The organism is Psychromarinibacter sediminicola (genome assembly GCF_029168335.1).
GTDB classification, from domain to species: Bacteria; Pseudomonadota; Alphaproteobacteria; order Rhodobacterales; family Rhodobacteraceae; genus Psychromarinibacter; species Psychromarinibacter sediminicola.
The window spans coordinates 18,567-44,604 of record NZ_JARGYC010000041.1 but is presented as its reverse complement, the minus strand read 5'-3'; the positions used below and the strand labels follow the sequence as shown (position 1 = coordinate 44,604).

General features: G+C 67.1%; 20 protein-coding genes and 1 tRNA gene. 17 read left to right on the top strand and 4 right to left on the bottom strand.

Going from position 1 to position 26,038, the window contains the following annotated elements:
• The first annotated feature begins 321 nt into the window (after window positions 1-321).
• A complete protein-coding gene (locus P1J78_RS15245) occupies window positions 322-5,664 on the top strand; it encodes a toll/interleukin-1 receptor domain-containing protein (RefSeq protein ID WP_275568235.1) in 5,343 nt (1,780 codons plus the stop codon).
• A gap of 483 nt (window positions 5,665-6,147) precedes the next feature.
• On the opposite strand, the gene P1J78_RS15240 is transcribed toward P1J78_RS15245, so the two are convergent.
• Entirely contained in the window at window positions 6,148-7,227 is a 1,080-nt protein-coding gene (locus P1J78_RS15240; RefSeq protein WP_275568234.1) for a GNAT family N-acetyltransferase, read from the bottom strand.
• Between the two features lie 277 nt (window positions 7,228-7,504).
• On the opposite strand from P1J78_RS15240, the gene P1J78_RS15235 reads away from it, so the two are divergent.
• The 5 genes from P1J78_RS15235 (at window position 7,505) to P1J78_RS15215 (ending at window position 13,134) form a co-directional block, all read left to right on the top strand.
• Window positions 7,505-8,431: a glycosyltransferase family 2 protein gene (locus P1J78_RS15235; protein WP_275568233.1), complete on the top strand. Its 927-nt coding sequence runs from the start codon at window positions 7,505-7,507 to the stop codon at window positions 8,429-8,431.
• Window positions 8,432-8,723: 292 nt separating this feature from the next.
• Window positions 8,724-9,902, top strand: coding sequence for a DegT/DnrJ/EryC1/StrS family aminotransferase (locus tag P1J78_RS15230; protein WP_275568232.1), 1,179 nt, complete (start codon window positions 8,724-8,726; stop codon window positions 9,900-9,902).
• Window positions 9,903-9,914: 12 nt separating this feature from the next.
• Entirely contained in the window at window positions 9,915-10,760 is an 846-nt protein-coding gene (locus tag P1J78_RS15225; protein ID WP_275568231.1) for a glycosyltransferase family 25 protein, read from the top strand.
• Window positions 10,757-12,577 (top strand): GMC oxidoreductase, encoded by a 1,821-nt coding sequence (locus tag P1J78_RS15220; RefSeq protein WP_275568230.1) that lies wholly within the window; start codon window positions 10,757-10,759, stop codon window positions 12,575-12,577. Before P1J78_RS15225 ends, P1J78_RS15220 begins: the two co-directional genes overlap by 4 nt.
• 266 nt (window positions 12,578-12,843) lie before the next feature.
• Window positions 12,844-13,134, top strand: coding sequence for a hypothetical protein (locus P1J78_RS15215; RefSeq protein WP_275568229.1), 291 nt, complete (start codon window positions 12,844-12,846; stop codon window positions 13,132-13,134).
• Between the two features lie 155 nt (window positions 13,135-13,289).
• On the opposite strand, the gene P1J78_RS15210 is transcribed toward P1J78_RS15215, so the two are convergent.
• Window positions 13,290-13,364 (bottom strand) — tRNA-Thr (locus tag P1J78_RS15210).
• Window positions 13,365-13,542: 178 nt separating this feature from the next.
• On the opposite strand from P1J78_RS15210, the gene P1J78_RS15205 reads away from it, so the two are divergent.
• Window positions 13,543-13,689, top strand: a complete 147-nt coding sequence (locus tag P1J78_RS15205) for a hypothetical protein (protein ID WP_275568228.1) — start codon at window positions 13,543-13,545, stop codon at window positions 13,687-13,689.
• 39 nt (window positions 13,690-13,728) lie between these two features.
• Here the strand turns inward: P1J78_RS15205 and P1J78_RS15200 are convergent, their stop codons facing one another.
• Entirely contained in the window at window positions 13,729-14,652 is a 924-nt protein-coding gene (locus tag P1J78_RS15200; protein WP_275568227.1) for a sulfotransferase domain-containing protein, read from the bottom strand.
• Between the two features lie 567 nt (window positions 14,653-15,219).
• On the opposite strand from P1J78_RS15200, the gene P1J78_RS15195 reads away from it, so the two are divergent.
• The 5 genes from P1J78_RS15195 to P1J78_RS15175 all read left to right on the top strand — a co-directional run bounded on the left by P1J78_RS15195 (window position 15,220) and on the right by P1J78_RS15175 (window position 20,111).
• Window positions 15,220-16,185: a sugar-binding transcriptional regulator gene (locus P1J78_RS15195; protein ID WP_275568226.1), complete on the top strand. Its 966-nt coding sequence runs from the start codon at window positions 15,220-15,222 to the stop codon at window positions 16,183-16,185.
• Window positions 16,186-16,315: 130 nt separating this feature from the next.
• Window positions 16,316-17,311: a TRAP transporter substrate-binding protein gene (locus P1J78_RS15190; RefSeq protein ID WP_275568225.1), complete on the top strand. Its 996-nt coding sequence runs from the start codon at window positions 16,316-16,318 to the stop codon at window positions 17,309-17,311.
• Window positions 17,312-17,318: 7 nt separating this feature from the next.
• Window positions 17,319-17,870: a TRAP transporter small permease subunit gene (locus P1J78_RS15185; RefSeq protein ID WP_275568224.1), complete on the top strand. Its 552-nt coding sequence runs from the start codon at window positions 17,319-17,321 to the stop codon at window positions 17,868-17,870.
• A 1-nt stretch (window position 17,871) separates the two neighbouring features.
• Window positions 17,872-19,176: a TRAP transporter large permease gene (locus P1J78_RS15180; protein WP_275568223.1), complete on the top strand. Its 1,305-nt coding sequence runs from the start codon at window positions 17,872-17,874 to the stop codon at window positions 19,174-19,176.
• A 17-nt stretch (window positions 19,177-19,193) separates the two neighbouring features.
• On the top strand, window positions 19,194-20,111 hold the full coding sequence (locus tag P1J78_RS15175; RefSeq protein WP_275568222.1) for an SMP-30/gluconolactonase/LRE family protein: 918 nt from the start codon (window positions 19,194-19,196) through the stop codon (window positions 20,109-20,111).
• Window positions 20,112-20,223: 112 nt separating this feature from the next.
• On the opposite strand, the gene P1J78_RS15170 is transcribed toward P1J78_RS15175, so the two are convergent.
• Entirely contained in the window at window positions 20,224-20,535 is a 312-nt protein-coding gene (locus tag P1J78_RS15170) for an NIPSNAP family protein (protein ID WP_275568221.1), read from the bottom strand.
• Window positions 20,536-20,698: 163 nt separating this feature from the next.
• On the opposite strand from P1J78_RS15170, the gene P1J78_RS15165 reads away from it, so the two are divergent.
• The 5 genes from P1J78_RS15165 (at window position 20,699) to P1J78_RS15145 (ending at window position 26,036) form a co-directional block, all read left to right on the top strand.
• Window positions 20,699-21,397 (top strand): TetR/AcrR family transcriptional regulator, encoded by a 699-nt coding sequence (locus tag P1J78_RS15165; protein ID WP_275568220.1) that lies wholly within the window; start codon window positions 20,699-20,701, stop codon window positions 21,395-21,397.
• A 136-nt stretch (window positions 21,398-21,533) separates the two neighbouring features.
• Complete coding sequence (locus P1J78_RS15160) at window positions 21,534-22,922, top strand: extracellular solute-binding protein (protein ID WP_275568219.1); 1,389 nt, start codon at window positions 21,534-21,536, stop codon at window positions 22,920-22,922.
• A gap of 192 nt (window positions 22,923-23,114) precedes the next feature.
• Window positions 23,115-23,939 (top strand): carbohydrate ABC transporter permease, encoded by an 825-nt coding sequence (locus tag P1J78_RS15155; RefSeq protein ID WP_275568218.1) that lies wholly within the window; start codon window positions 23,115-23,117, stop codon window positions 23,937-23,939.
• A 2-nt stretch (window positions 23,940-23,941) separates the two neighbouring features.
• Window positions 23,942-24,910 (top strand): carbohydrate ABC transporter permease, encoded by a 969-nt coding sequence (locus tag P1J78_RS15150; protein ID WP_275568217.1) that lies wholly within the window; start codon window positions 23,942-23,944, stop codon window positions 24,908-24,910.
• A 16-nt stretch (window positions 24,911-24,926) separates the two neighbouring features.
• Window positions 24,927-26,036 (top strand): ABC transporter ATP-binding protein, encoded by a 1,110-nt coding sequence (locus P1J78_RS15145; RefSeq protein ID WP_275568216.1) that lies wholly within the window; start codon window positions 24,927-24,929, stop codon window positions 26,034-26,036.
• Window positions 26,037-26,038: the final 2 nt, after the last annotated feature.

The window sequence follows — 26,038 nt, the reverse complement described above, 5'->3', positions numbered from 1 at the left end:
CTCGCCTTCGACACCATCGCCGACCTGGCCCCCGTGGCCGCCGACACGGCCGGCTCCTACGAAACCGCCTACTACTGCGAATGGGCCACCGTCTACGACTACTACGGCAACTGGATCACCGTCTGGCAGTGCTTCTGAGCCAGAGCCTGCCCCCTCCTCCCTCCCCACCTTGATGGCCCGCTTTCATAGCGGGCCATTTTTTGTCGGCCGCATCCCCCCAGCCGGGCCGCGGCGATGCACTCCTTGCCGGAACGCCCGCTCACCGCCCTTGAATGGACAGGCAGGCGGGCGGTAGATTTCTGCGAGAAGGAGCATCGCCCGATGGCCACGGTCTTCATCAGTCACGCCAATCAGGACGATGCCCTCGTCGGCGATCTGCTGGGCTGGCTGCACCGGAACGGCTTTCGCGACACCTTCGTCGATCACCTCGACATTCTGGGCGGCGAGAACTGGACCGACCGGCTGCGCGACCAGGCCGCCGCGTGTCGCGTGGTGATCTGCGTCATCACCCGGCACTGGCTGGCATCCTCCGACTGCTTCAATGAGTTCCAGGCTGCGTGGTACATGGGCAAGAGCATTCTTCCCGTGTTTCTCGTGGATCTCGCCGCGCCGCCCGAAGGCGAGTCCGGGCGCCGCCTGCGCCGGGTTCTGACGGAAACGCAGGGCATCGACCTGCGGAGCGCGGGCGCCGAGGGTGCCGGGCTGACGCTCGACGAAGACCCATCGACCGCCGACCTGCTGGCGCGCAGCCTGCGCGCGTTCGGCGCGCAGTCCGAAATCGGGCTGGACCCCACCGCATTCGCCACCGATCCCCCATCGCGCCCGACCCCTTTCCCGGGCCTCGTCTCCTTCGGCGACACCGATGCCGACGCGGCAATCTTCTACGGTCGCTCGCGCGAGATCGCCGAGGCGATCGAAGAGCTGCGCTCGATGCGCGCCAACGCCGACCGGCGGCCGCTGGTGATCCTCGGCGTGTCGGGCGCCGGAAAGTCCTCGGTCCTCAAGGCGGGTATTCTGCCGCGACTGCGGCGCGAGACGCAGGCGTGGCTGCCGCTCAGGACGTTCCGGCCCGGCATCGACCCGCTCGGCGCCTTCGCGGAGGCGATCTCGCGCACCTTCGCCGATCTCAAGGTGACGATCCCGCCGGGCCAGATCCGCGCAAATCTGGAGCGGGCGCTGTCGACCGGCGCCTTGCCCGAGACGTTGAACGGGCTGGCCGACCGGCTTCGCACCGCGGCGGGCGCGCCGGGCGCGACGATCCTGATCGCCGTGGACCAGGCGGAGGAACTGCTGCGCACCGCCGGGGACGCCGAAACCCAGCTCGGCACCTGTCTTGCCGAAGCGCTGTCGGGCCGCCGCGGCTGGCTGGTCGCGCTGACGATCCGCACCGACAGCTTCCCCGAGCTGCAGAACCACCCGAGCTTCCGCGACCTGAAGGCGCGCGGCTACGACCTGCGCCAGCTGCCGCCCTTTCGCTTCGCCGAAGTGATCGAGGGGCCGGCGGCCCGCTATGGCGTGAAGCTCTCGCCGACCCTGGTCGACGCCTTCATGGAAGACGCTCCGAAGCGCGATGCCCTGCCGCTTCTGGCCTTCACGCTGCAGCGGCTGTGGGACCAGTTCAGTGCCTCGGGCGAGTTGCGGCTTGAGGATTATCAGGCGCTTGGCGGCATGTCGGGATTGATCGCGGACGCCGCGGAGAAGGCGCTGGTCGGACAATCTCCCGGTGGCGAGATCGGGCGCTTGCCCAGCGCGACCGAACAGCAGCAGCGGGCGCGGTTGGCGGAAAGCGCCTTTATTCCGGCGCTGGTCGACGTCGACGAGAGCGGCAGTGTCACCCGGCGCACCGCCGATTGGGGCGCATTCTCGGAGGATCAGCAATCGCTGCTGCACCAGTTCGAGGCCTGGCGGCTCGTGGTGCGGCGCGGCGCCGGGACGGACGCCACCGTCGAGGTCGCGCACGAGGCGCTGTTCCGCGAATGGAGCCGGATGCGCGACTGGCTGGAGCCCGAGATCGACCGCATCGAGGTTCTGCGCGGCACTGCCGACGCCGCGCGGCTGTGGGATCAGGCGGGCCGGCCGGCGGTGCTGCTGAACCACCGCGGCTCCCGGCTGGCGGCGGCACGCGGCCTGCTGGCGGAGGATCGCTATGCCGAGCGGCTGGGCGCGGTGGAACGCGCCTATCTCGCGGCCTGCGCCCGGCTTCGGCGACGCGCGGCGCTGACCGTGGCGGCCGCTGCGGTATTGGCGCTGGCGGCGGTCGGTGCGGGCGCATGGTCCTACATGCAGTCGGAACAACGGATGATCGCCGAGCGCAGGGCGGGGTTCAACGAACGGGTTGCCGTCGCCACCGGCGCGGCCGACATCAGCACTCTGGAAAGCTTCACCCACTACATCCTGAACGACCCTTACGCCCGCACCCGCGACGACCGGTTCGACACGCTGCGCCGCGTGCTGACCGGCGCGACCGCCGCCGCGGACCCGCAATATGCCATCGCCGAATACGCCATCGACGCGGTGGACGTGCCGGACGACACGGTGTTCGAGCTGGAATACTCCGCCGAGCGCGTGGTCGACACCCGGCTGTTCCCGGTGCTTTGGCGCTCCACGGCGAACCGGCTGGCGGAGCGCTGGGGGCTCCCCGCGCCCGGGCAGTTCAGGCTGATCGAGAACCCCGACTATCCGCCCGGCCGCGTCGTGATCCGTCGTGCCGGAGAGGTGGTGTTCGACGCCACGCTGCCCGGCACCGACGCGCGGCACATGCTGGACGTCCGGAGCCTCGATCGCGACGACCTGCGCCGGTTCTTCGACGAGAACGCCGAGGCGTTCACGTCGGCGGAGGCGGCGACCCGGTCGCCGGATTACTACTACGTTCCGGACTGGAGCGTGCCCCTCTGGAACGCTGGACGCGACCGCAACGCGAACAGCCGCGTTCTGCCGCCCGGTGTCGACTTCACGATGATATTGCGAACCCTGCTACTGGAACGGCCGGGCATCGTGCTGGACGACGTGGCGGTCCGCGAGGTCCTGAAGGCCCTTCCCGCGCCGTTCGATGTCACCGTACGAGAATTCGTCGCGATCCGCGGCGCGCGGACGACCGAGGATGTACTGGACTGGGCAAGGGCCGGGCACCCGCTGCGTCTTCTTCCCTTCGCGCTCGCCTCGTTCGTGGCGGATGACGCAGAGGGTCTCGCCCTCGGCGGGGCGGTGATCGCGCCGCCGGTGCCAGACAGCGTCAACGAACTCCTGCCGCCGCCGGTGGAGGCGGATGCCGAGGATGCGCCCCCGGACGAAATGGAGGCCGCCGCCCGCGCCGCCGAACAGGCCCGGCGCAGCGAACTGGCCGCGAGCCTGCGGCATGTGACCTTCGAAAGCGCGCCGGTGCGGGTTCTCGTCAGCCCGACGACGGCCGACATCCGGCAGCCTTCGTCCGTCGAGACCGCGAACTCACCCACGATTGCCGGCGATCCGTCGGCCGGTTTCGCCGCCGCCCGCGACACCTTGAAGACGCGGCTGATGCGGGAGTTCGGCCTCACCGGCATCGAGGTGGCCCTGCGACCAGACGCGCGGATCGAGCCGGGACATTTCGCCGTCGTGACGCTCGACTCGGACTGGACCGACGCCGTCGTCTCCGGAAAGACCGCCGCCGACCCGCAGGCGGTCTTCGACGCGATCTTCGAGCAGGTCTTCGAGGTGGTGAGTACCGAGCCGCAGCGCTTCGTGCTGCCGCAGACCATGCCCGCCTATCTCGAAGCATCCTCGGCGGCACGCCGGTCCTGGGCGCTGAAGACCTTCTCGCACACCGACCTCGCCCGGCTCTATGCGGCGCTCCTGGCGTCCGAAAAGACGAGGCCGATGGTCCGGTTCGACTGGCTTCTGGGGGCGCTGGTCTATTCGGTGGCCGAATCCGGACCCCTCGACGGCGCCGCGCACCTGTCCCTGTGGCGGGACGTTCTGCACGGCGCGCCTGCACCGGCCGGGTCGTCGGACGCGGCAATCTTGGTGGCCGACGGGATCGCGCATCTGGCCGCCGACGAGGTCAGCGTCGCCTCGGCCGACTTCGAAAGGGCGATCCGATTGGACCCGGCAGCGGCCCGCGCCGCCTTTCTCTCCCGCTACGCCGAGGCAGAGACACGCCTCCTGCAGGCGCGCCTGCAATCGGACTGCGCCGAACCGACGCGCCCGACGCTGGGAACGCTGGAGACGATGCAACTGGAATGGTTCCTCGACCGATCTTCCGGAGAAACCGCCTCCTCCCTTTCCGCCGATGACCGGCTGCCCTTCGAGCTGTGCCTCATCGCCGCCAAGGGCATGCACGCTCCGCACCAATGGCTGAGCGACGCGCTCGCCTTTGCCGCAAGCCTCGGCGATCCGGACCGGCTGACGCCGACGCAGTCGGGCTGGCTGGGGCGCACGATCTGGCAGCACCACGATCCGCTCGGGGACGGTGCAGGCCCGCTGGCGGTTGGCCGGCGCTTCATGCTGAGCGGGCTGGCCCGGATCGACGATCTGAGCACCCTTTACGTGGTCTCGTCCCAGCTGGCGAACGACTGCTACGCCCGCCTCGACCGCCGCCCTTGCATGCGGCGCGTCATGGAGATGGCCGAGACCTCGGGCAAGCCGATGCTGGCGCTCTACGCGGCCGAGGCGCTCGCCGGCTCGACCCTGCCCGAGGACCGGCAACGGGTCGCTGCGATGCTGGACCTGTTCGAGGCCGCCTATGGCCAGCTCCCGGACCTTGACGGCCAGGGCGATCCGGAATGGTTCCGGGCCTACATCTCCTACCTGCGGGGACTTCTGGCCTTCACGGCCGGAGATCCGGAATCCGGGGACTGGCGCCGCGCGCGGATCTATCTGACCGAGGCGAAGGAGCACCCCGCCTTCCGTATCCACGTCGTCCCGATCCTCGCCAAGGTGGTCGACGCGCTCGAAGGCCACGCCGCGGCGGAACAGGTGACCAACCTCGCGCTTCTCGCGGCCCCGTTCAGCGACGCGCCTCCGACCGAACTGGCGAACCTCTATGCCCAGCGCTTCTCGATCTCGATCCAGGCGGGGCATGGCGAGACCTTCCTCGCCGAGATGGAGAAGCTGCCGCAGGCGACCGGATGCGCCGAGGACTTTACCGCGCACTGCGTCGCTCCGTGGATCTGGCGCGCAGTGGCGCAGGCGGTCTACCGGCACGGCGACTGGCAGACGGTGGCGCGCCGGGTCACCGCGAATGTCGACCATCCCTACGCCGCCCTCGTCTCGCTGATCCTGAACGCTCAGGGGGGCGAGACGGCGGGCGCCCCGGCGCTGATGCGGCGCAGATGGCAGACGGTGGATCCGAGCCTCTGGCCGCAGAGGATCGAACTGGAGGACGAAGGCGTCTGGCGCGAGATCCTGCTGGGTTACGCGGTCGGGGAGTTCGTCGAGGGGCTTGGCCCGGAAGACCTGTACGCCGCGCTGGAGGCCCCGGACGCCTTTGCCGCGCACCCGTTGTCGAAGATCGGCCTGCCGCGCGAAGAGATGCTGACCGAGGCGCTGTTCTACGGCGCGATGCAGGCCTACGCCGACGGCGACCGGGAGGCCGCGCTGGAGCTGTTGCGGCGATCTCAGGGCGTCGGATACCGGCAGGCGCTGGAGCACGCGCTCGCGCTGCCGCTGCTGGCGCAGTGGACGGAGTGAGGTGGCAGGGAGCTATGCTGGGTCTCGGTGACGCTGGCCCCGTCGGCCCATCCGGCGAAGACGTCGTCGAGATAACCGATTTCTCTGCCTTCCGAGACAAGAGAAACTGGCACGAAGAGAGCCGTCCGCTTAGTGCGGAGAGGCGGCTGTTACCGTTTCAGAATTGGCACGATACCCTGTACGAAATGGACGCAATACGGACGCCTCCGAGCTAAGCGATAGAAAGGAAAGAGTAAGGGGAGCAGCGTCCCCCGGCGGATCGGCCCGCGTCAGAGGGCCGACCCCATACATCCCCCGCCCGCGGCACCCGATTGAACGCGCGGCGCCGGAAAGCCACCACCTGCACCGGCAACACCCGCCCGACCCCGTGATGCAGCACCGCCCGTTCCAGCGCCCCCCCTGCTTCTTCTCGTTGAAAATACGCCAGGGGGGTCTGGGGGGGCTGGCCCCCCCAGCGGATCGGCCCGCGCCAGCGGGCCGACGCTATAGATGCCCCGCCCGCAGCATCCGGTTGAAGGCGCGTCGCTGGAACTCCACCGCCTGCACCGGCAACAGCCGCTCGGCCCCGCGATGCAGCGCCTTGCGGGCCAGCCGCGCCACGCCCAGCGGCCGCGCCGCCCGCTCCAGCGAGCCTTCGCAGAGCGCCCGCGCGCCGTTGGCGAATTCGCGCTTGTAGCGCTCCGCCCCGCGGCCGAGGTCCAGCTCCACGAGCCCCTCCGCCGCCGCCTGCTCGGCGCAGCGCAGCAGAAGCGCCAGCCCCGGCGTATAGGCCGACATCTCCGCGTCGTAGCCCGGAAACCACCAGTGCCAGGCCGTGCCCGAGCGCATCCCGAAATGCGCCGCCACCAGCCGGTCGCCGGCATAGAGCGTCGACAGCCGCCCCGCAAAGCCGGGCGTGTCCGCCGCGCGAATCCGCCGCGCCACCGCGCCGGCCCAGGGCAGGTCCAGCGCGAACCGCACCCCGATCTCCGCCAGCGCCGCGCGCTTCCAGCCCATCAGCGTCTCCCAGGCCGCGTCCGAGCGATCGTCCGGCTCGAACCGCACCGGCCCCAGCTCGCGTTCCATCTTGCGCAGCTTGCGCTCCACAGTCTTCAGCGCGCTGCCCGCCTTGCGCCGGTCGTCGCGCCACGCCGCGAACCCGGCGCCCAGGTCGATCAGCGGCGAGGCGCTCTCGCGGAAGGCGTTGTCGCGGAACAGCGGCGTCGCCGCCAGCGCGTGGTCGAAGTCGTAGCAGGTCAGCCCGCAGGCCCGCAGCACCGCCGTCGCGTCCGCCCCCGCCGGCGCCGCGCCGAGGATGCCCTGATAGTCCGAGATCGGCCCCGCCAGCGGCGCGCCCCGGCCGCCGGGCCGCAGGTGGAACGGCAGAAAGCCGGAGATCTCGCCGCCCCGGTACAGAATCCCGAGGCGCAGATCGTCGCGCTCGGCGGCGACAATCCGCAGGAATTCGAGCGAATAGTACGGGCTGCGAAACGCGGGACGGCTGGCCTGGAGCGTCGCCCAGGCCGACTCGGTCGCCGCATCCATCTCCGCGGGCCGCACCACCTCGGCGCTTATCGCTGTCATGCCGTGTCTCCGCCCTGTCGCCGGTGCCCGCGAATCGCGCGCCTGGTTTCCGTTCAAGAATTAATTCCGGCTTCGCTGCACCAGTGATGCGCGCCCGGAAACAATAAGGAGGTCGCGCAGGTCAAGACTCGCGCCCTGTCCGGACAAAACGGCATTTGCTTTCAGGCAATCCGCGCCGCACCCGTGTCTTTCCCCTCGCTTCTCCATTTGGAATCTGCCCAAGTTCTGGCGTAATTCCCACAGAAAAGTCGCATTCCAGACACGGGACCCGTATCGCATGTCTTCCGCTTCCGCCCGCATCGCGGTGCTCGTGGCGTCCAAGGGGCGTTCCGACATCCTGCGCGACATGATCCCCTGGCTGAACGCGCAGACGCTGCTGCCGGTCTCCGTCACCCTGGCCGTGACCGAGCCGGCGGATGCCGATTTCGACCTCGCCGCGCTGCTCGATCCGCGGATCGCCTCCGAGGTGATCCTGTCGCCGCCCGGAAGCTGCCGGCAGCGCAACGCGGCGCTCGACCGGGTCGGGCCGGATATCGACTATGTCGTGTTCTGGGACGACGACTTCTTCCCGTCGCGCCATGCGCTGGCCGCGCTGGCAGAGGGATTCGCCCGGTTTCCAGACGTCGACGGCATCACCGGCGACCTGATCGCCGACGGCATCGGCACTCCGGGCATTCCGCAGGCCGAGGCGCGGCGCCTGCTCGACGACTGGGACGCCGCGCGCCGCGACGGGGCGCGGCCCGCGCCGCGCATCACCGGCGATACCTTCGGGCTTTACGGCTGCAACATGGCCTATCGCCGCGCGCGCGTCGCGACGCTGCGCTTCGACGAACGCCTGCCGCTCTACGGCTGGCAGGAGGACGTGGATTTCGCCCGCCAGCTGCCCGGCCGCCGGGTCGAGATGACCGAGTTCACCGGCGTGCATCTGGGCACCAAGTCCGGCCGCGAGACCAGCGGCGAGCGGCTGGGCTACAGCCAGGTCGTCAACCCGTATTACCTGTGGCGCAAGGGCACGCTGTCGGCCGGCTTCTCGGCCCGGCTGGTGCTGCGCAACCTGCTGGCCAACGCGGCCCGCAGCCTGAAGCCGGAACCGTGGGTCGACCGCAAGGGCCGCCTGCGCGGCAACTGGATCGGCCTGCGCGCCGTACTGGTCGGCCGGGCGAATCCTGAACACATCCTGAACTGGCCGCGCGCGGCGCGGTAGATTTGCGCAACGAAATCGTATCCTGGATTTCAACAATACCGATTCGCAGCTGTATTTGTTTCGCGCGCGAAACATTTTGGCACGATTTTGACACAACTCGATGAGGCCCGCCCGGGTTTCCTGATAACCATGTTTCCTGAGGGTGAGACGCCGGTGCGCCGATTTCCGATCCGACGCTGCTGCTTATGCGCCACCGGTGTCCTTTCCGAACGATCATTGCCGGCACCGCCGTTCCCGGACGGCATGCGCGCCGGAGTCATACTGATGTCGCCCGTGGTGGGAGGGATTTGACATGCCGAGAGTGGCATTCCGAGAAGCATGGACGCTCGGGCGGGTTCTGGCGAACGGCCAGCTGCTGCGCTACGGGCGCGGCGACAAGGGCTATACCGTTCGCTTCGAACGCGCGCTGGCGCAGAAGATCGACAGCCGGCACGTGCTGGCCGTGACCAGCGGCACCAACGCGCTGATCACCGCGCTGGCGGCCGCCGGCGTCGGGCCCGGCGACGAGGTGCTGGTCCCGGCCTATACCTGGGTGTCCACCGCTCTGGCGCCGCTCGCCGTGGGCGCGGTGCCGATCCTGGTGAATATCGACGAGAGCCTCGCCATCGATCCGGCCGACATCGAGCGCAAGATCACGCCCCACACCCGCGCCATCATGCCGGTGCATATGCTGAACCTGCCCTGCGACATGGACCGGATCATGGGGGTCGCGCGGCGCCACGGGCTTCTGGTGGTCGAGGATGCCTGCCAGGCGGTCGGCGTGCCCTACCGGGGCCGCAAGCTGGGCACCATCGGCGATCTCGGCGCGTTCAGCTTCAACCACTACAAGAACATCACCTCCGGCGAGGGCGGCGCCGTCCTGACCGACGACGACCGCTACTTCACGCGCGCCCGGATGTACCACGACCCCGGCAACTTCATCCGCGGCCACGCCGAGACGGACGAGCCGCTGTTCTCGGCGATGAACTTCCGCGTGTCCGAGCTGACCGGCGCGGTGCTCTACGCGCAGCTCCAGCGGCTCGACCCGCTGCTCGCCCGCCTGCGGCGCCGCTACGAGCTGGTGGCCGAAACCTTCGAGGGCGCGGCCGGCTGCCGCGTTTCGCCGCATAACGATCCGGACAACGCGATGGGGCTGACGGTGCTGTTCGACGACCCCGAAGAGGCCCGCCGCTTCGGCGCCACGCGCGGGGTGGAGCGGCTTCTGGACACCGACCGGCACGTCTTCACCAACTGGGACGCGATCCTGTCGAAGCGCTCCTTCCACCCGAAGATGAACGCCTACAACTGGGCCAACCGCGACATCGAGTACCGGATCGAGGACTATCGCCACACGCTCGACATCCTCTCGCGCACCTGCCGCGTCGCGCTGGGCACCCAGTACCCCGCGTCGGTGATGCGGCTGCGCAAGCCGGCGCTGCGGCGGGCGGTGCGCCGCCCGGCCGGGCCGGCCGCAGCCGCGCCGGCGGAATAGGAGGCGACCCGGATGCTGGACCGCACCCGCCCGCAGGCTCTCGCCGCCGACGCCGCCTGGACCGCGCCGAGCCTGGAAATCTCCGTCATCAGCCTGCCCGCCGCCACGCGGCGCCGCGCGCTGATCGAGACGACCTTCGCCGACCTGCCGCATGCCTGGTCGTTCTTCGACGCGCATACCGGCCTGCAGCACCCGGCGCTGCGCTACGACGCGGGCCGCATCCGCCGCAGCTTCGGACACACGCTGACCCAGCCCCAGCTGGCGGTGTGGTCCAGCCATTACAGCGTCATCGACCGGTTCCTGGAGCAGGGGACCAGCGACTACCTGCTGGTGTTCGAGGACGACGTGATCTTCGATACCGCCTTCCCGCTGAACGATCTGCTGTCGTTCTGCCAGGGCAACGGCATCGACTACATCCGCCTGTTCGGCATGTACGCTGCGAAATCGACGCAGCTCAGCTTCCTGTTCGACCGCGCCGTGATCCGCTACAAGTCCAGCCCCCTCGGCGCGCAGGCCTATCTGCTGTCGCGCGCCGGCGCGGCGAAGATGGTGGCGGCGTGCCGCGACGTGGATACGTCGATCGACATCGCGATGGATTCGTTCTGGAAGACCGACCTGCCGATCTATTCCGTCTTCCCCTTCCCGGTGATCGAGCGCTTCTCGCCCTCGTCGATCCCGATGCAGCAGGGCCAGCCGCTCGGCGCGCCGGACAAGGCGGTGCTGACCGCCCGGCGCGTCCGGCGCAAGCTGGACAAGTTCCTGGCCAACGCCGCGCTGATGCGGCGGGACCGGCAGATCCGGCGCGCGGCGCTGGATTTCGTGCAGGTCGGGGAAGAGCACCTGCGGACCGGCGGATGACCCGGCAGGACCCGGGGCAGTTCGCCCGCGCCGCGACCGCCGGCCGCCCCGGCGCGGGCCGGGTGCGGGTGGCGGACATGGCCGATCTGGCGGAGGTGCGCGACCTGGCCTGCGACGTGCTGATCGTCGGCGGCGGCCCCGCCGGCCTGACCGTCGCGCGCGGGCTGGACGGGGCGAAGCTGGACATCCTGATCCTGGAAAGCGGCGGGCTGGCGGAAGGCCCCGACGCCGAGGCTCTGAACGAGGTGATCGCCACGCCCGACACCTGGACCGCGACGCAGCAGGCGCAGCGGCAGGCCTATCACGCCGCGCTGACCCGCCACTGGGACGCGGCGCGGCAGGGCTTCGGCGTGCGCTGCCGCGGGCTCGGCGGCTCCACGGCCGCCTGGGCCGGCAAGTCCGCCGCCTTCGACGAGATCGACTATGCCCGCCGCGACTGGGTGCCCAACAGCGGCTGGCCGCTGCAGCCGGCGGAACTGACCGGCGCGCTCGACCGGGCGGCGCGGCTTCTGAACCTCGGCCCCAACGTCTATGACGACCGCCTGTGGGAGCTGATGCAGCGCCCATGTCCCGAGCCGCGGCCCGACCCGGAAGTGCTGCGCTCGTATTTCTGGCAGTTCGCCCGCTCCACCATCGACCCGATGGACATCCTGCGCGCCGGCCACGAGTTCCTGAAGGATGAGCCGGTGCCCTGCCGCATCCTGACCGGCGCGACCGTGACCGAGATCGTCACCGACCCCGATGGCGGGCGGGCCGCCGGCGCGGTCGTCGCCGATGCCCACGGCACCCGGCGGCGCGTTTCGGCGCGAACCGTCGTGCTGGCCGCCAGCGCGATCGAGAACGCGCGGCTCCTGCTGGCCTCGACCCGCCACCATCCGAACGGCCTCGGCAACGGCCACGACACGGTGGGCCGCTACCTGCTGGACCATCCCTGCGCCGAGGTCGCGCGCTTCGACGCGCCCGCCATCGCCCGGATGTCCGAGCTGTTCGGCTTCTTCGGCCTCGGCGGCGCCGGCGGCATGACCATGTACATGCGCGGCCTCGCCCCCCGGCCCGAGGTGCAGGCGGCCGAGGGCCTGCTGAACTGCGCCGCCTTCATGCCCGGCGAGCGCGCGCCGGACGACCCGTGGGAGGCCGCCAAGCGCATCCTCGGGCGGCAGAGCGACAGCTACCTGTCCGACGGGGTCAGCATCCTGCGCTCGCCCGGGCTGGTGGCCAAGGGGCTCGGCCGCCTCGCGCTGCAGCACCGGCGCATGCCGCGCGGGCTGGCGCGGTTCGCGGTGAACCAGGTGATCCGGTTCCGCCCGAAGATGGCGGCGGAGGAATACCTGACCGGCGGTCTGCCGCACAAGCTGACGGGGCTCGATGTGCAGGCGATCTGCGAGCAGGTGCCGGATCCGGAGAACCGGGTGACGCTGGCCGGGCGCACCGACCGGTTCGGCACGCCGCTGCCGCGGGTGCGCTGGCGGGTGGGCGAGACCGAGATGCGCACGCTCGCGCATTTCGCCCGCCTGCTGCGCGACGGCTTCGCGCGCAGCGGGATGCCCGCGCCGATCCTGTCCGACTGGGTCGCGGAGGAGCGGCTCGGGGACGCGGCGGTGATCGACATGGCCCACACCGCCGGCACGACGCGCATGTCCGACGACCCGCAGAGCGGTGTCGTGGATCGCGACTGCCAGGTGCATGGCGTCCACGGGCTGTTCGTCGCCGGCGGCTCGGTGTTTCCGACCAACGGCCATGTGAACTCGACCCTGATGATCACCGCCCTGGCGGTGCGCCTCGGCGACCACATCGCGGCGCGCGCGACGTCCCGGTAGCGGCCGCGCGGGCGGCGCGGTTTCGCGGCGGGCGGGTGTTCTGTCGTGCCGGGACGTCGGGTGCTGCCGGAGAGACGTTAGAGTTCCCAGACCTTTCTCGGCAGTCTATCTTATTGAGTTAACGCGAGAAATTTAGATTCCGCGGTCCGGCATGGATCATCCGGCGGGTCCATGCGTCGGGACATGTGTGACCGTCGCGCCCGCGGCAGATGCGGCGCACAGGATCGCCCGATGCTTGCCAGATTCGTCAGGCAGACCCCGACCGCATGAAGTTCGTAAAGGCACCGGATAACAGCGCGGACTGGCCTTTCGCCTTGTTCGGCGGCGGGACGATCCAGCTTGTCGTCCTGGCGGTCGTGGCGCTGTTCCTCGCGGGCTTGACCCTTCGGCTTCTGCGCGGCCGACGGGGCGGCACGGCATGTCGCTGGAAACGCGATCCACGGGCGCGGGACACGCTTGTGCGGTGGCAGTGTGCAGCCTGCGGCGTCGATGCATTCACGTCGGACGGGCGTCGGCCGAAGGAGTGCAAGCGGCATATGCGCGAAGCCCGGTTGTAGCGGCGCGGAGCGGCACTGCGATGTCGAGCGCGCGCCTTCCTCAGAGCCATGCCCAACGTCCGAATTGCCAAGGAGCGTCGGTACAAGGATCGGTACAGGCCAGGGGGCATGACGCCGCGGACACGCTAAGGTACTTTCAATCACTGGATATTTGCTGGTGCTGCCGGAGAGATTTGAACTCTCGACCTCTCCCTTACCAAGGGAGTGCTCTACCCCTGAGCTACGGCAGCGACAGCGGGCTTGTAGAACACCAGAGCCCCGGAAAACAAGGCCTTTCTTCGATGTCAGCCAAAAGATGTTGAGGCGTTGGATTCGACCCGATTTCACCCGATTTCACCTGATTTCACGTGCAATCCGTGCAAAATCCGTGCACGGGTGTTCTGGTTAAGTTCTCAGCCACCGTCGGGCATGGTGCATGTCCAGGACGTTGTTCTGATCCACGATCTCGCCGACGCCGACGCCGACGCCGACGCCGACGCCGACGCCGACGCAGACGCAGACGCCGACCACGTCCGCGCAAGGTCCCGGGAGGCGACGGCCAATATCGACCTGTAGCCGGCGGGAGCTGCGAGATATCGCGGCGACCGTTCAGCCTTACTGCCGCTCGTCTTTCGCAGTCGTGGGGCCGTCGCCGGTCTCCAGCCAGCGTCGTGCCCGCGCGTCGCCGACCAGCGCTCTTATGCGCGCGTCGTAGGTGGCAATCTGCTCGGTCGAGAGTTGGCCTTTCCACTTCCGCGAACTGGCAGATTCGAAGAAATCGGCATCGGATTTCCAGAAGCCAGTCCCGGCAACGGGCGCATAGTCCTGCGCATTCGCCTTCATCGACTCGAACGAGGTGGCCGCCGTCACCGTGTCGATCAGCTCGGCGCTCGCCTCGACGCCGACGGCGCGGGCCAGTTTCTCCACGGTGGACCGCCCGTCGCGAAGCATGTCGGCATAGTGGAACAGCTTCAGCTCCGGGAGCCGTCCCGACAGGGCCGTTTCCCGGTAGTGAAGTGCCAGAGCGGCCAGCGTGTCGCGGTCGAAATCCCCGGTGTCCGCCGGGTCTTCGACGTAGTGCCGGAACGCGCGCTCGAGCGGCAGGAGGAAGGGATCGTCCGGTTCCGGCTCGGCCACGTTCGCGTTGTGGGCGCGAAGCGAAAAGAAGACATCGAGCGGATGCCGGTAGACCGCGATCACGGTCACACCGTCCCAGAGCGGGAACCCGTCGGCCGGAGTGTGGGTCTTCACGACCCTTCGGCCCGGCTGCGTCCTCAGCGCCGCCGCGATTTCGTCCGCGGGAGCCCCCAGATCGGCGTCGACCCAGGGCGAGAGGACCGGCACCCTGTCCGGCAACTCGGTGCTGCCGTGAAGCAGCATTGAGAGCATCGATTGCGTCCAGGTCGTTCCGCTTTTGGGTGGCGTGCAAACGAGAATGTCGCCGCGGCGGGGTTCCCAGACGGACCATCGCTCAGGACTTGTGATCGTGCCGCGATAGCTGCGAAGTGCCGGCTGGAGGATGTGCGCGGGCGTGCTCATGAGGCGGTTCCTCAGTGGGTGACGCTCCCGCCCGGATCAGCGAAGGTGCGGCGCATCGCGGCTGATGGCGCAGCTTTTCCAACTGAGGGCGGCCTGCGGCAGGCGCTTCAGGTCGTTCGGGCCCTGAGAGCTCGAACATCGCGTGAGCCGGGGTTGTAGAGGTCTCGCCGCCCTTGGAACCCTTTGGCAGTACAGGCTTCCCCGACTTGTCAAACGTGTTCTAGATGCTGGCGTCATGATCGGTCAATCACCAAGTTGACCGATCATGACCGAAGCCGAATTCTGGGAGGACACGAAGGCTTCAGGAGCGCGGTGCCGACATCACGGCTCCAGCGGGTCCAGCAAGTGACCACCGCAATCTTTGTCCCAGGACGTTCAAGAGACCAATCGCGGGCCATGAAGCGTCGCGGTTGAAGTGCGCTTGACTCTATAGCGATCTTTAGTGCAAATATTCGCATGTCGATCAATTGATCGAAACGGCCTTGCAGGGGAAATCATGGGCACTCGTCCGGATCATGGTTGGAGCACAGGTGCCGACAGGGGCAGGGCCGGGGAGACGCTGCCTCGATGAGCCGCCGCGTCGCCTCAGCTGACTTGTCGACGGATCCCCGCATCGACCTTGCGGCGCGTGCGGCGTGGCTGTCGTATGAAAAGGCGCGCACTCAGGACCAGATCGCCGCCGAGCTCCAGGTGTCGCGACAAGTGGTTCAAAGGCTGATTGCGCTGGCGCACAATTCCGACCTGATCGAATTCCGTCTTAAACATGCGCTTAGCGACTGTATTCGGCTGGCCGAGGAGCTGCGCGAGCGCTACGATCTGCGCTCCTGCGAAGTGGCGCCGACGGAGAGCGGGTCGACCGAGGATATCCCGACCGTGGGCGCAGCCGGGGCCCGTTATCTCGAATTGATGATGACGCCGCGCGAGCCGACTGTGATCGGGGTCGGCAACGGCACGACAATGCGCGAGGTCTCGCACCGACTGCGGCGGATGGATCGGCCGAACTGTCGCTGCGTATCGCTGATGGGTAACCTCACGCGGGACGGGCGGGCCAGTCATCATGACGTGGTGATCTGGATCTCGGACCGGCTGAACGCCGAATGCTATCCGCGCCCGATGCCGGTGGTCGCGAACACCGCGGCCGAGCGCGAAGTGCTGCAGGCACAGCATGGGTTCAGGTCTATCACGGACCTGGTGGGGAAGGCACGGTTCCTGCTGATGGGCATCGGCTACTGGGGCGACGACGCCTCGTTGCTGCGCGACGGCTTCCTCACGCGAGATGAGACGCAGCAGGCGATGAACGTAGGCGCCGTCGGGGAATTTCTAGGCTACGCGATCGACGCGCAGGGGAACATCGTGGACGCCGACTATCACGCGCGGCTGACGTCCTTTCGGCCATGGCCCGACCAGGACCGGCCGGTGGTGATCGTGGCGTCGGGGGTGAAGCGTGCGCCGGCGATCCGCGCGGCGCTGACGGGGCGGCTGGCCAACTGTCTTATTACCGACGCCAACACGGCGCGGTTGCTGCTGGAGTGACGCGATGTCCGGCAGCCGCGCCCGACGACCGAAGGAGGCGCCCGTGCGTCACGGGCCTGGGAACGATGCGCCCGAGCAATTCGCATCCACAGGATCGGGAGCGATCCCGAAATGGAGGAGAACCCATAACATGACACCGAAGAAGACCGCGCTTTGCGCATCCGTTGCCGCCCTGCTGGTATTCGCCGGGCAGGCCGGCGCCGAAACCACATGGTCGCTGTTCACGCCGTTCGCGACGAACGACAAACCGACGGAGCTGTACCGCGATTTCGCCGCCGACGTGGCGGAGGCGACGGGCGGTGACCTGATGATCGAGGTCTATTCCTCGGGAGAGCTGCCGTATAAGAACACGGACGTGCTGAAGGCGCTGGCGACCGACCAGATCCAGATCGCCGACCTTGCCCTTGGCCCGGTGGCCGGCGACGTGCCCGAGCTGACGGTGTTCGGCCTGCCGTTCCTGTGCACGTCGACCGACGGCTTCTACGACGCCATAGACGCGGCGATGCCGACCTTCAACGAGCGGCTGCAATCCAAGTTCGGCGTGCACGGGCTGGCCGGCTGGACCATGCCGCCACAGCAGATCTGGCTGCGCGATGCGGTCGATGGCATCGGCGAGCTGGAGGGGCAGAAGATCCGCACCTGGAACAAGATGCAGGTGGAGATGCTGGACCTTCTGGGCGCCTCCGGTGTGGCGATCACCCCGGCCGAGGTCATCCCCGCGCTGCAGCGCGGTGTGGTGGACGGCGCAATCACGGCGGTCATTCCCGCATATGACTGGAAGTTCTACGAGGTGGTCGACGCCGGCTACATGCTGAACTTCACCATGACCGACCAGCTGATCGCGGTGAACGACAGTGCCTTTGACGCCCTGTCGCCCGAGACCCAAGCGGCGCTCGAGGAGACGGCCGCCGCCTGGCAGGACAAGTTCAAGGAGGCGATCGATGTCGCCGCCGGGGAGGCGGCCGAGAAGCTAAAGGCGGAGGGCATGACGCTGATCACGCCATCCGACGCCGACTTCGAAACGGCGCGGGAGGCGACGAAGCCGCTGTGGCAGGACTGGGCCGGTGCCAACGGCGACATCGCGGCCACCCTGCTGAACGACGTCAGCGCGGCCTGTTCGGAGTGAGGCAGAAGTGCTGATCCCGGAACGGGAGAATGAGCCAGAGACCCGGGCCGCGCTGCCGAAATGGCTTCGCGGCCTGCGGTGGGGGCTGGATATCGCCGCTGCCGGGCTGGTCGCGCTAGCGATGGCGGTGCTGGTGCTGGTCTTCGGTCTGATGAACGTGGAGATCGTCAGCCGCACGCTGTTCGGCGTGTCGACCCTGGTCGCCGACGAATACGGCGGTTACGGCTTTGCCGTGCTCATCATGGCAGGGCTGACCTATGCGCACCGTTCCGGCGCGCTGCTGCATGTCGACTTCGGGCGGCGGCTGATGGGGGCGCGCACCCGGGCCGTCTCGCTGGCGCTCGCCAGCGCGCTGAGTTTCGGGGTCGCCTGTTTCGCCGCCTATGTTGGTTACAAGACATGGGCGCTGAGCTTGCTGTTCGGTTCGACCTCGGCGTTCTCGTCGAACACCCCGCTGTGGCTGCCGCAGGCCGCCGTGCCGGCCGGGTTCGCCATACTGGCGCTGTCCTTCGCGGAAGAGTTCCTGAGCCGCGCGCTGATCGCGGCAAGGGGCGCCTAGGATGGGCTGGGCCGAGACGCTTCTTCTCTACGGCGCGCTGATCGGGGGGTTCCTGGTCGGCGGGGTGCTGATCGGGGCGACGATCGGGATCGTCGGTATCGTCGGCGTCACGCTGGCGGCCGGCACGCGGTTGTGGCCGACCTTTGGCGACATAATCTGGAACACCGCGACCAGCTTCACGCTGGTCGCGATCCCGCTGTTTGTGCTGATGGGAGAGATCATCCTGCGCAGCGGCCTCGCCCGCAGGTTCTACGGCGGCGTCGCGGACCTGCTGCGCGGTGTCCCCGGCGCGCTGGCGCATACAAACATCGTCGGCTGCGCGGCATTCTCGGCCCTGGCCGGGTCCACCGTCGCCACGGCGATGACGGTCGGTACGGTGGCGGTGCCCGAGATGCGACGGCGCGGCTACGGGGATCTCCTGACGCTCGGGTCGCTGACCGGGGGTGGGTGCCTGGGCATCCTCATTCCGCCCAGCATCCCGATGATCGTCTACGCTTCGATCACGCAGACCTCGGTGCTGGCGATCTTCATGGCCGGGATCCTGCCCGGCCTGCTGCTGGCCCTGACCTTCGTCATTTACATTGCCATGCGCGTGCTGCTGCAACCCGAACTCGCCCCGACTGGGCCGGAAGAGGAGGAAGCGCCGCGCTCCCGTCTGAAGGGGCTGCGCGACTGCCTGCCTGTCGCGATCCTCATCACGGCGGTTATCGGGTCGATGTACTTCGGGATCGTCACCCCGACGGAGGCCGCCGGCTTCGGCTGCCTGCTCGCGCTGGTCCTCGGGCTTCTGTACCGGGACCTCGGGTTGCGGGCGCTCACGGAGGCACTGCGCAACGCGGTGGTCACGAGCTGCGTGGTGATGTTCATCACCATATTCGCGCAGTTCCTAAGCTTCGCGGTCGTCACGTCGGGCGTCAGCCGCGGGTTGTCGGGGGCCCTGGCCGACGCGGGCATCGGACCGTTCGCCTTCTTCTGCCTGCTGATCCTGATCTACGTGGCCGTCGGCATGTTCATCGACGGGCTGTCGATCATGCTGCTGACGGTGCCGGTCCTGTTCCCGGTGTTCGAGGTCATGGGCTACGACGCCGTCTGGATGGGCGTCGTCCTTGTCCTGCTCATCGAGCTGGGTGCGCTGACCCCGCCCATGGGGCTGAACCTGTTCGCCGTGCAGTCGATCAGCAAGGCGCCGCTCGGCGTCATCGGCCGGTCGTCGATGCCTTATGCCGTCATCATCCTGGGCTTCTGCCTGCTCATGTACGCGGTGCCGCAGATTGCGCTGCTGATGCCCGACCTTCTGAGACACTGACAAAAGGACCTCGCCGCATGTTCACTCCGCCCCCCGCGAAACAGGCCACCGTCTTCGCTCCGCTGCCCGAGGAGTTGCGGATGAAGGGCGAGCCGTCCGAGTGGCGTGACGGCCAGCCCGGCGCGCTGCCCGAGCACTCCCTGCTGGAGGGGCCGGCCTTCGACCGCGAGGGCAACCTATGGTGCGTCGACATCGCCTATGGTCGCATTTTCAGGGTGTCCCCGGATGGTGGGTTCGAGACGATGATCACCTACGATGGAGAGCCGAACGGCCTGGCTTTCCACGCCGACGGGCGGCTGTTCGTGGCCGACTACAAGAACGGGATAATGGTCTTCGACCCGGCGACCGGGCGGATCGCGCCGTTCCTGCAGCGCCACCACCTTGAGCGGCTGAAGGCGGTGAACGACCTGGCTTTCTCGCGCTCCGGCGATCTGTATTTCACCGACCAGGGGCTGACCGGGCTGCACGATCCGACGGGACGTGTGTTCCGGGTGCGGGCCGACGGAACGGTCGACATGCTGCTATCCAACGTGCCCAGCCCCAACGGGCTGGTCATGGCGCCGGATGAAGAGACGCTCTACGTCGCCGTGACGCGCGCGAACGCGATATGGCGCGTGCCGCTGATGCCCGATGGCGGGGTGGCCAAGGTCGGGCTGTTCATCCAGCTCAGCGGCGGCGGAGGCCCGGACGGTCTGGCGATAGACGCCGAGGGAGGGCTGGCGATCTGCCACATCGGGCTGGGCGTGGTCTGGCTGATGACGCCACGGGGCGAGCCCGCGCTGCGTATCGACTCCCCGGCCGGCCTGCACACGACCAACGCGGCCTTCCTGCCGAATGGCGGTCGCGAGATGGTCATTACCGAGTCCGAGACCGGCACGATCCTACGCTGCGAGGTGCCGAAACCGGGTCTACCGCTGTTCGGCGATCAGCGTTAACGCGCCGCGGTTTTTGATTTAAACATACAGCCGGCAAAGCCTACCATGTGCTACGCGTTCGAGCGTTTCGGTCGAGGATTAGGATCTCGGACTGACGCCCTTGATCGGCCTCTCACTTTAGTGGCGAGAAACCGGCCGGCTGCATGAAGACGCTTTCCTGATACTCAAGGAACGGCAAAATCTTCGGGACGAACTGCTGCCACTCTGGATCCGCGGCGAGCTTTGCGCGTTGCTCGGTGCGGTGGCCGAAGTCTTCATAGGACCAGATGAAGACGACCGAGTTGAGCGGGCCGCTTTCGGTGGTCCAGCAACCGCAGAGTTCGGCGTAGCGGGTGATGACGTGAAGGCCTTCGGCCTCGTACAGCTTGAGGAATTCGCCGGCCCGTCCGGCAGTGATGCGGTAGGTGCGCTTTTCGAAGATCATGCTCTGCTCTCGGCCCCCTTGTACGTCATGGTGTGACGCGACTGTAGGAACCTGTCGCCATGTCGTCAAACGATGACTTGTGGGGCGTCGTCATCGCGGTATCCTTTGTCACGGCACCACTATCGAGTACGCCGGGCGAACCGGGCCAAGGGGGAGCAGACCATTGAAAGCCAGATCCACGAGTTTGAGAGGAACCAAGAAACCGCGCGAGGCTTCCGGCGCCGAGGGCGGCACGCCGCGCAGCCGGCTTCCACACGCGGAACGGAAGGCGCAGATACTGGAGACGGCCGGCCGGTTCTTTTCCGAGCACGGGCTTACCGCGCAGACGCGTGCCCTGGCGCAGGAATGCGGCATCTCGCAACGGCTGCTATACAGGTTTTTTCCGACCAAGGAGGACCTTCTGGCCGAGGTCTACCGCGAGGAGATTCTCGGTCACTTCAAGTCCGTCTGGTTCGTGGAGCTGCAGGACAGATCGCGGCCTATTGAGGCGAGACTGAACGATTTCTACAAGGACTATCTCGCTTCGGTGCTGACCCGCCGTTGGTTGAGGCTGTTCATGTATGCATCGCTGGCCGATGCCCGGATGGCGCCGGACTATATCGCCGGCGTCGTGATCCAGCTGCTCGAATTGATCGTCCAGGAGGTGGCCGCAGAGCAGGGCGTCGATCTGCCCGACGACAAGGATCTCTTGCATGAAGCGGCTTGGGTTCTGCACGGCGCGATCTCGCACTATGCGATTCGCCGCCATCTTTATCACGCCGGTTCGACGCTGCCCGAAGACCGTGTTGTGCGGATGCAAGTGCGTATGTTCATCGCCGGGTTTCAGTCCTATTTCGAGGCAGAGGCCGAGCCCAGCGGCTGAATGTTTGATCTGCAGGTGCTCCATTCGCGAGCGTTTTGCGGCCGGCATCTAGATTCCTGAATGTCATCACTTGACGACATAGTGTCTCCGCGCTTAGCGTTTTGACGTCGGCATCGGTCGCGTCTTCCGCGGCGGCATGCCGGCCGCCGGCGGGGCGGTGCGGTTCCCGCGCCTGAGAAGAAGGAACAGGGAGATGAAAACTAGCAGAATGCCAAGCATGGGCAGACGGCAGTTCATGCAGACTTCGGCCGCGGCGGGCGCGCTGGGGCTTGCGGCGCCTGGCCGGTTGGCCCTTGCCCAGTCTGCGTCGCCCGTGAACCTGCATACGTGGTCGGCCGCGGTCGACACGGTGAAAAGCCACCTGACGGCTTTCGAGGAGCACACCGGCATTCCGGTGAACTACGGCAACTCGCCGTGGGCCCAGTACCGCGAAGGCATGGTCACCAAGTTCGTTGGGGGCGCGCCGCTCGACATGATGTGGGTTTCGGACGCCTGGCTGCCGGAATGGGCCGAGGCCGGATGGATCGCCCCGGTCGACGATTTCGATTTCCTGATGAAATACAACGCCGAGGCCGAGGATTTCTGCACGAACTCCATGACCTACGACGGGCGTCAGTACGGCCTGACTTACTACACCGATTTCATGGCGTTCCTCTATGACGAGGAGAAGCTGAAGGAAGCGGGCTTCGACGCGCCGCCGGAAACCTGGGACGAAGTGGTCGAGCAATCGCTGGTCATGAAGGAGAAGGGCATCGCGGAATACCCGATGATGCTGGCCATGGCGCAGGAAAGCTGGCTGATCGAGTTCATGTCGGCACTGGTCTATTCGCACGGCGGGCGTTTCGTCGACGACAACGGCGACGCGATCATGCAGCACGAAGGCAACGGCGCGGTCGAGGCGCTCCGGTGGGTGGTCGACGGCGTCAGAAAGCATGGGATCATCTCGCCCGCTTGCGTTGAAACCGGCGAGCTTTCCGGGTTGAAGGCCTTCGCATCCGGCAACCACGCCTTCGCGCTGGTCGCCAAGTACCGTCTGCGGATGCTGAACGACCCGGAGCAGTCGCAGGTGGCCGGAAACGTGAAGCAGGCCATGATGCCCATGGGCAGCAATGGCGCGCATGACACGGTGGGCTGGATGCGATTCCACGGGATGTCGGCGCAGGCCGCGGCGGATCAGCAGCGCGCCGAGAACACCGCCAAGCTCATCGAGTGGTTCGGCGGTAAGGCGGACGGGGAGTACAAGTTCCAGAAGCTCCTTTTCCTCGATATCGGTGCGGGCTTCGGCGTCAAGCCGCTCTTCGAGGATCCCGAGATCCGGGCCGCCTACGACGCCTATGGCGACGTGGACATGATCCAGAAACAGCAGGCGCAGGCCCGCAAGAAGGATGTGATCACGCCGTGGTTCGGCGAGTGGAGCGAAACCAACGGATCGGCGTGGCAATCCGCGATCTTGGGCAACGTCGATCCGAAAGCGGCGCTGGAGAAGTCCGCGGAACTGTGGGCGGAGCTGAAGTCGGAATACTAACGCTCGCTCTTTTCACCCTCGGAGGGCGCGGCGCGCCCTCCGGTTCTACGCTCCGGGCCGGCGCCCGAGCGGTCCTCCGGCCACCGGTTATCGCACTTGACTGATCAGGCACTCTCCCAAACGGCGCCGCACGGCTGGCGCCAGCGGTTCGGATATGAGGAACGCAGCGCGGTTCTGTTCCTGCTTCCCGTCATGGCCGTTTTGATGGCCGTGGCCGTCTTTCCGATCCTGTATTCGCTGTGGCTGAGCTTTTTCCGGATGAAGCTCACGCGACCGAACCGGACGCCGTTCGTCTGGTTCGAGAACTATACCGACCTGCTGGGCAACGAGCTTTTCTGGGTCTCGGTGGCACGTACAGTGACGTTCACCGTGACCTCGGTTGCGGCGATCGCGGTGATCGCTCTGCTCGTGTCGCTGCTTCTCAACCAGGACTTCCGCGGGCGGCGGGTGCTCAGCACCATCCTCCTGATCCCCTGGGCGATCCCCTACGTGGCAAACGCGCTGATGTGGAAGTGGATCTACGATTCCGGTTACGGCGCGCTGAACGGGGTCCTCTACCAGCTCGATTTCATCGACAAGTACATGGTCTGGCTGGGAGACCAGGACAAGACGATCTTCCTGATCGCGAACGCCTTCGTCTGGAAGGAGGTGCCGCTGGCCACGATCCTGCTGCTTGTCACGCTGAAATCCATTCCGGCCGACCTGTACCAGGCCGCAAGGGTGGACGGCGCTGGCATCTGGCAGCGTTTCACCCATGTGACACTGCCGTCGATGAAGCCGGGTTTCATGCTAGTGATGATTTACGAGACGATGATGGCGATCCGGCATTTCGACCTGTTCTTCATCCTCACCGAAGGCGGTCCGGGCGACGCGTCGCACGTCCTGTCCTGGCACATTTATGTCGAGACCTTCCGCAACCTTTCCTTCGGCAGCGGCGCGGCGATGTCCTACATCCTGGCGATCGTCACCTTCGTGCTGGCCTACTTCATCATTCGTTTCCTCGGGCGGAGGGTCTGAGCATGAGCACCGCGCAACCGCAGCCGCGCGCCGTGACGGGTGCCGACTATCGCCGCCGTCAGACCATCGCGGCCTGGACCCGGACAGGCGTAATCCTTGTAAGCTCCGTCGTTCTGCTCTTCTACGTTCTCGCTCCGGTGGCGTGGCTTGTCTCGTCCTCGATCCAGACGGAGGCAGAGATCGTGTCCGTGCCGCCGCACTGGATACCCGAAGAACCGACGCTTCAGAATTTCAGGGCGATCTTCAAGGCGACCGAGGAAGAGGAGGTCACCTACGAAAACCGAAGCGGCGTGGATCCCGCAGCCGGGGGATTCATCCCGTCGACGGCGCAGAACCTGCTTCCGGCGATGTGGAACAGCTTTCTCGTCGCAACGCTCGTCGTGATCTTCAACCTGCTGGTCGGGGTCCCGGCCGCCTACGCGATGGCGAAGATCCGCTACTGGGGCCGCAACGGATCGGTCTATTTTATCCTGATCACCCGGGTGATCCCCGACATCGCGCTTGTCGTGCCCTTCTTCCTCGTGATCCGGAAGCTCGGGCTGCTGGACACTATATCATCGCTAGTGATCACCTACCTCGCGATCACAGTGCCCTTCACCGTCTTCATCCTGATCCAGTACTTCGAAGGGTTGCCCGACGAACTCGACAAGGCCGCGCGGGTCGACGGGTGTTCGCGGCTTCAGTCGCTTCTGCGGGTGTTCCTGCCGCTGTCGCTTCCGTCGCTCGTCGCCGTCGTGCTTTTCACCTTCCTGACAAGCTGGAACGAGTTCCTTCTGGCGCTGATGTTCACGCAGACCGAGGCGTCGCAGACATTGCCGATCCTGCTCGCCTCCTTCACGTCGGATTTCACGATCAGCTTCTCGTTCATCAACGCGGCGGGTGTGCTTGCGATCATCCCGCCGGTGATCGTGGCCATCCTGTTCGAACGTTACATCGTGTCGGGCCTGACGGCCGGCGCGGTCAAGGGATAACCCAGGGAGAGCCAACTTGGCCCGCATTCGGTTTCAAAACGTCGACAAGAAGTATCCCAACGGCTTCCACGCCGTGAAGGACCTCGAGCTGGACATCGCGCATCGGGAATTCGTGGTGCTGCTCGGTCCTTCGGGTTGCGGCAAATCCACCACCCTGAACATGATCGCAGGACTCGAGGAGGTATCGAATGGCGAGTTGCTGTTCGACGATGAGATGGTGAACTACGCGCCGCCGCACAGGCGCGACGTGGCCATGGTCTTCCAGAGCTATGCGCTCTACCCGCACAAGTCCGTATTCGACAACATTGCCTTCGGGCTGCACATGCGCAAGCGGCCCGCTCACGAGATCGAGCGCCGGGTCCGGGACGCGGCCAAGCGCCTGGAGATCGACCACCTGCTCGACCGTCGGCCGTCGCATCTTTCGGGCGGGCAACGGCAGCGGGTGGCGCTGGGGCGCGCGATGGTCCGCGACCCGGCCGTTTTCCTGATGGACGAGCCGCTCTCCAACCTCGATGCGGCGTTGCGGATATCGATGCGGGCCGAGATTAAGGAGCTGCATCGCGCGATGGCCACGACCTTCGTCTACGTGACCCACGATCAGGCGGAGGCATTGACCCTGGCAGACCGTATCGTGGTCATGTGCGATGGCCTCGTGCAGCAGATCGGCGCGCCGGACGAAATCTATGAACGGCCGCGCAACACCTTTGTGGCCTCTTTCCTCGGGAGCCCGCCGATCAACTACATCGACGGCACGCTGGACGTTGACGGGGAGGGAACGGCCTGGTTCCGTCGGGGTGCCCTGTCGCTTCGCCTGCCGGGGTGGATGGCGGACCGGCTGGACGGGCAGTCGGGCCGTAGCGTGAGGCTCGGTCTGCGGGCCGAGGATGTGGACGAGCGTAGCGAACCCGCGGATGGCGCGACGCTGGCGGGCCACGTGCAGTCTGTGCTTCCGGTCGGTTCGGACCAGTTCCTGGAAATGCAGGTGGAAGGCGTCGACCTGTTCTTCAGGGTCGGCAAGGACCTGCGTCACAAGGCCGGGGAGGCGCTCTCGCTCTCGGTGGACCTCGAGCGGCTGCACTTCTTCGACCCCGAGAACGGGCGGAGCCTTCTGTGGGCGGGCGAGTGAGG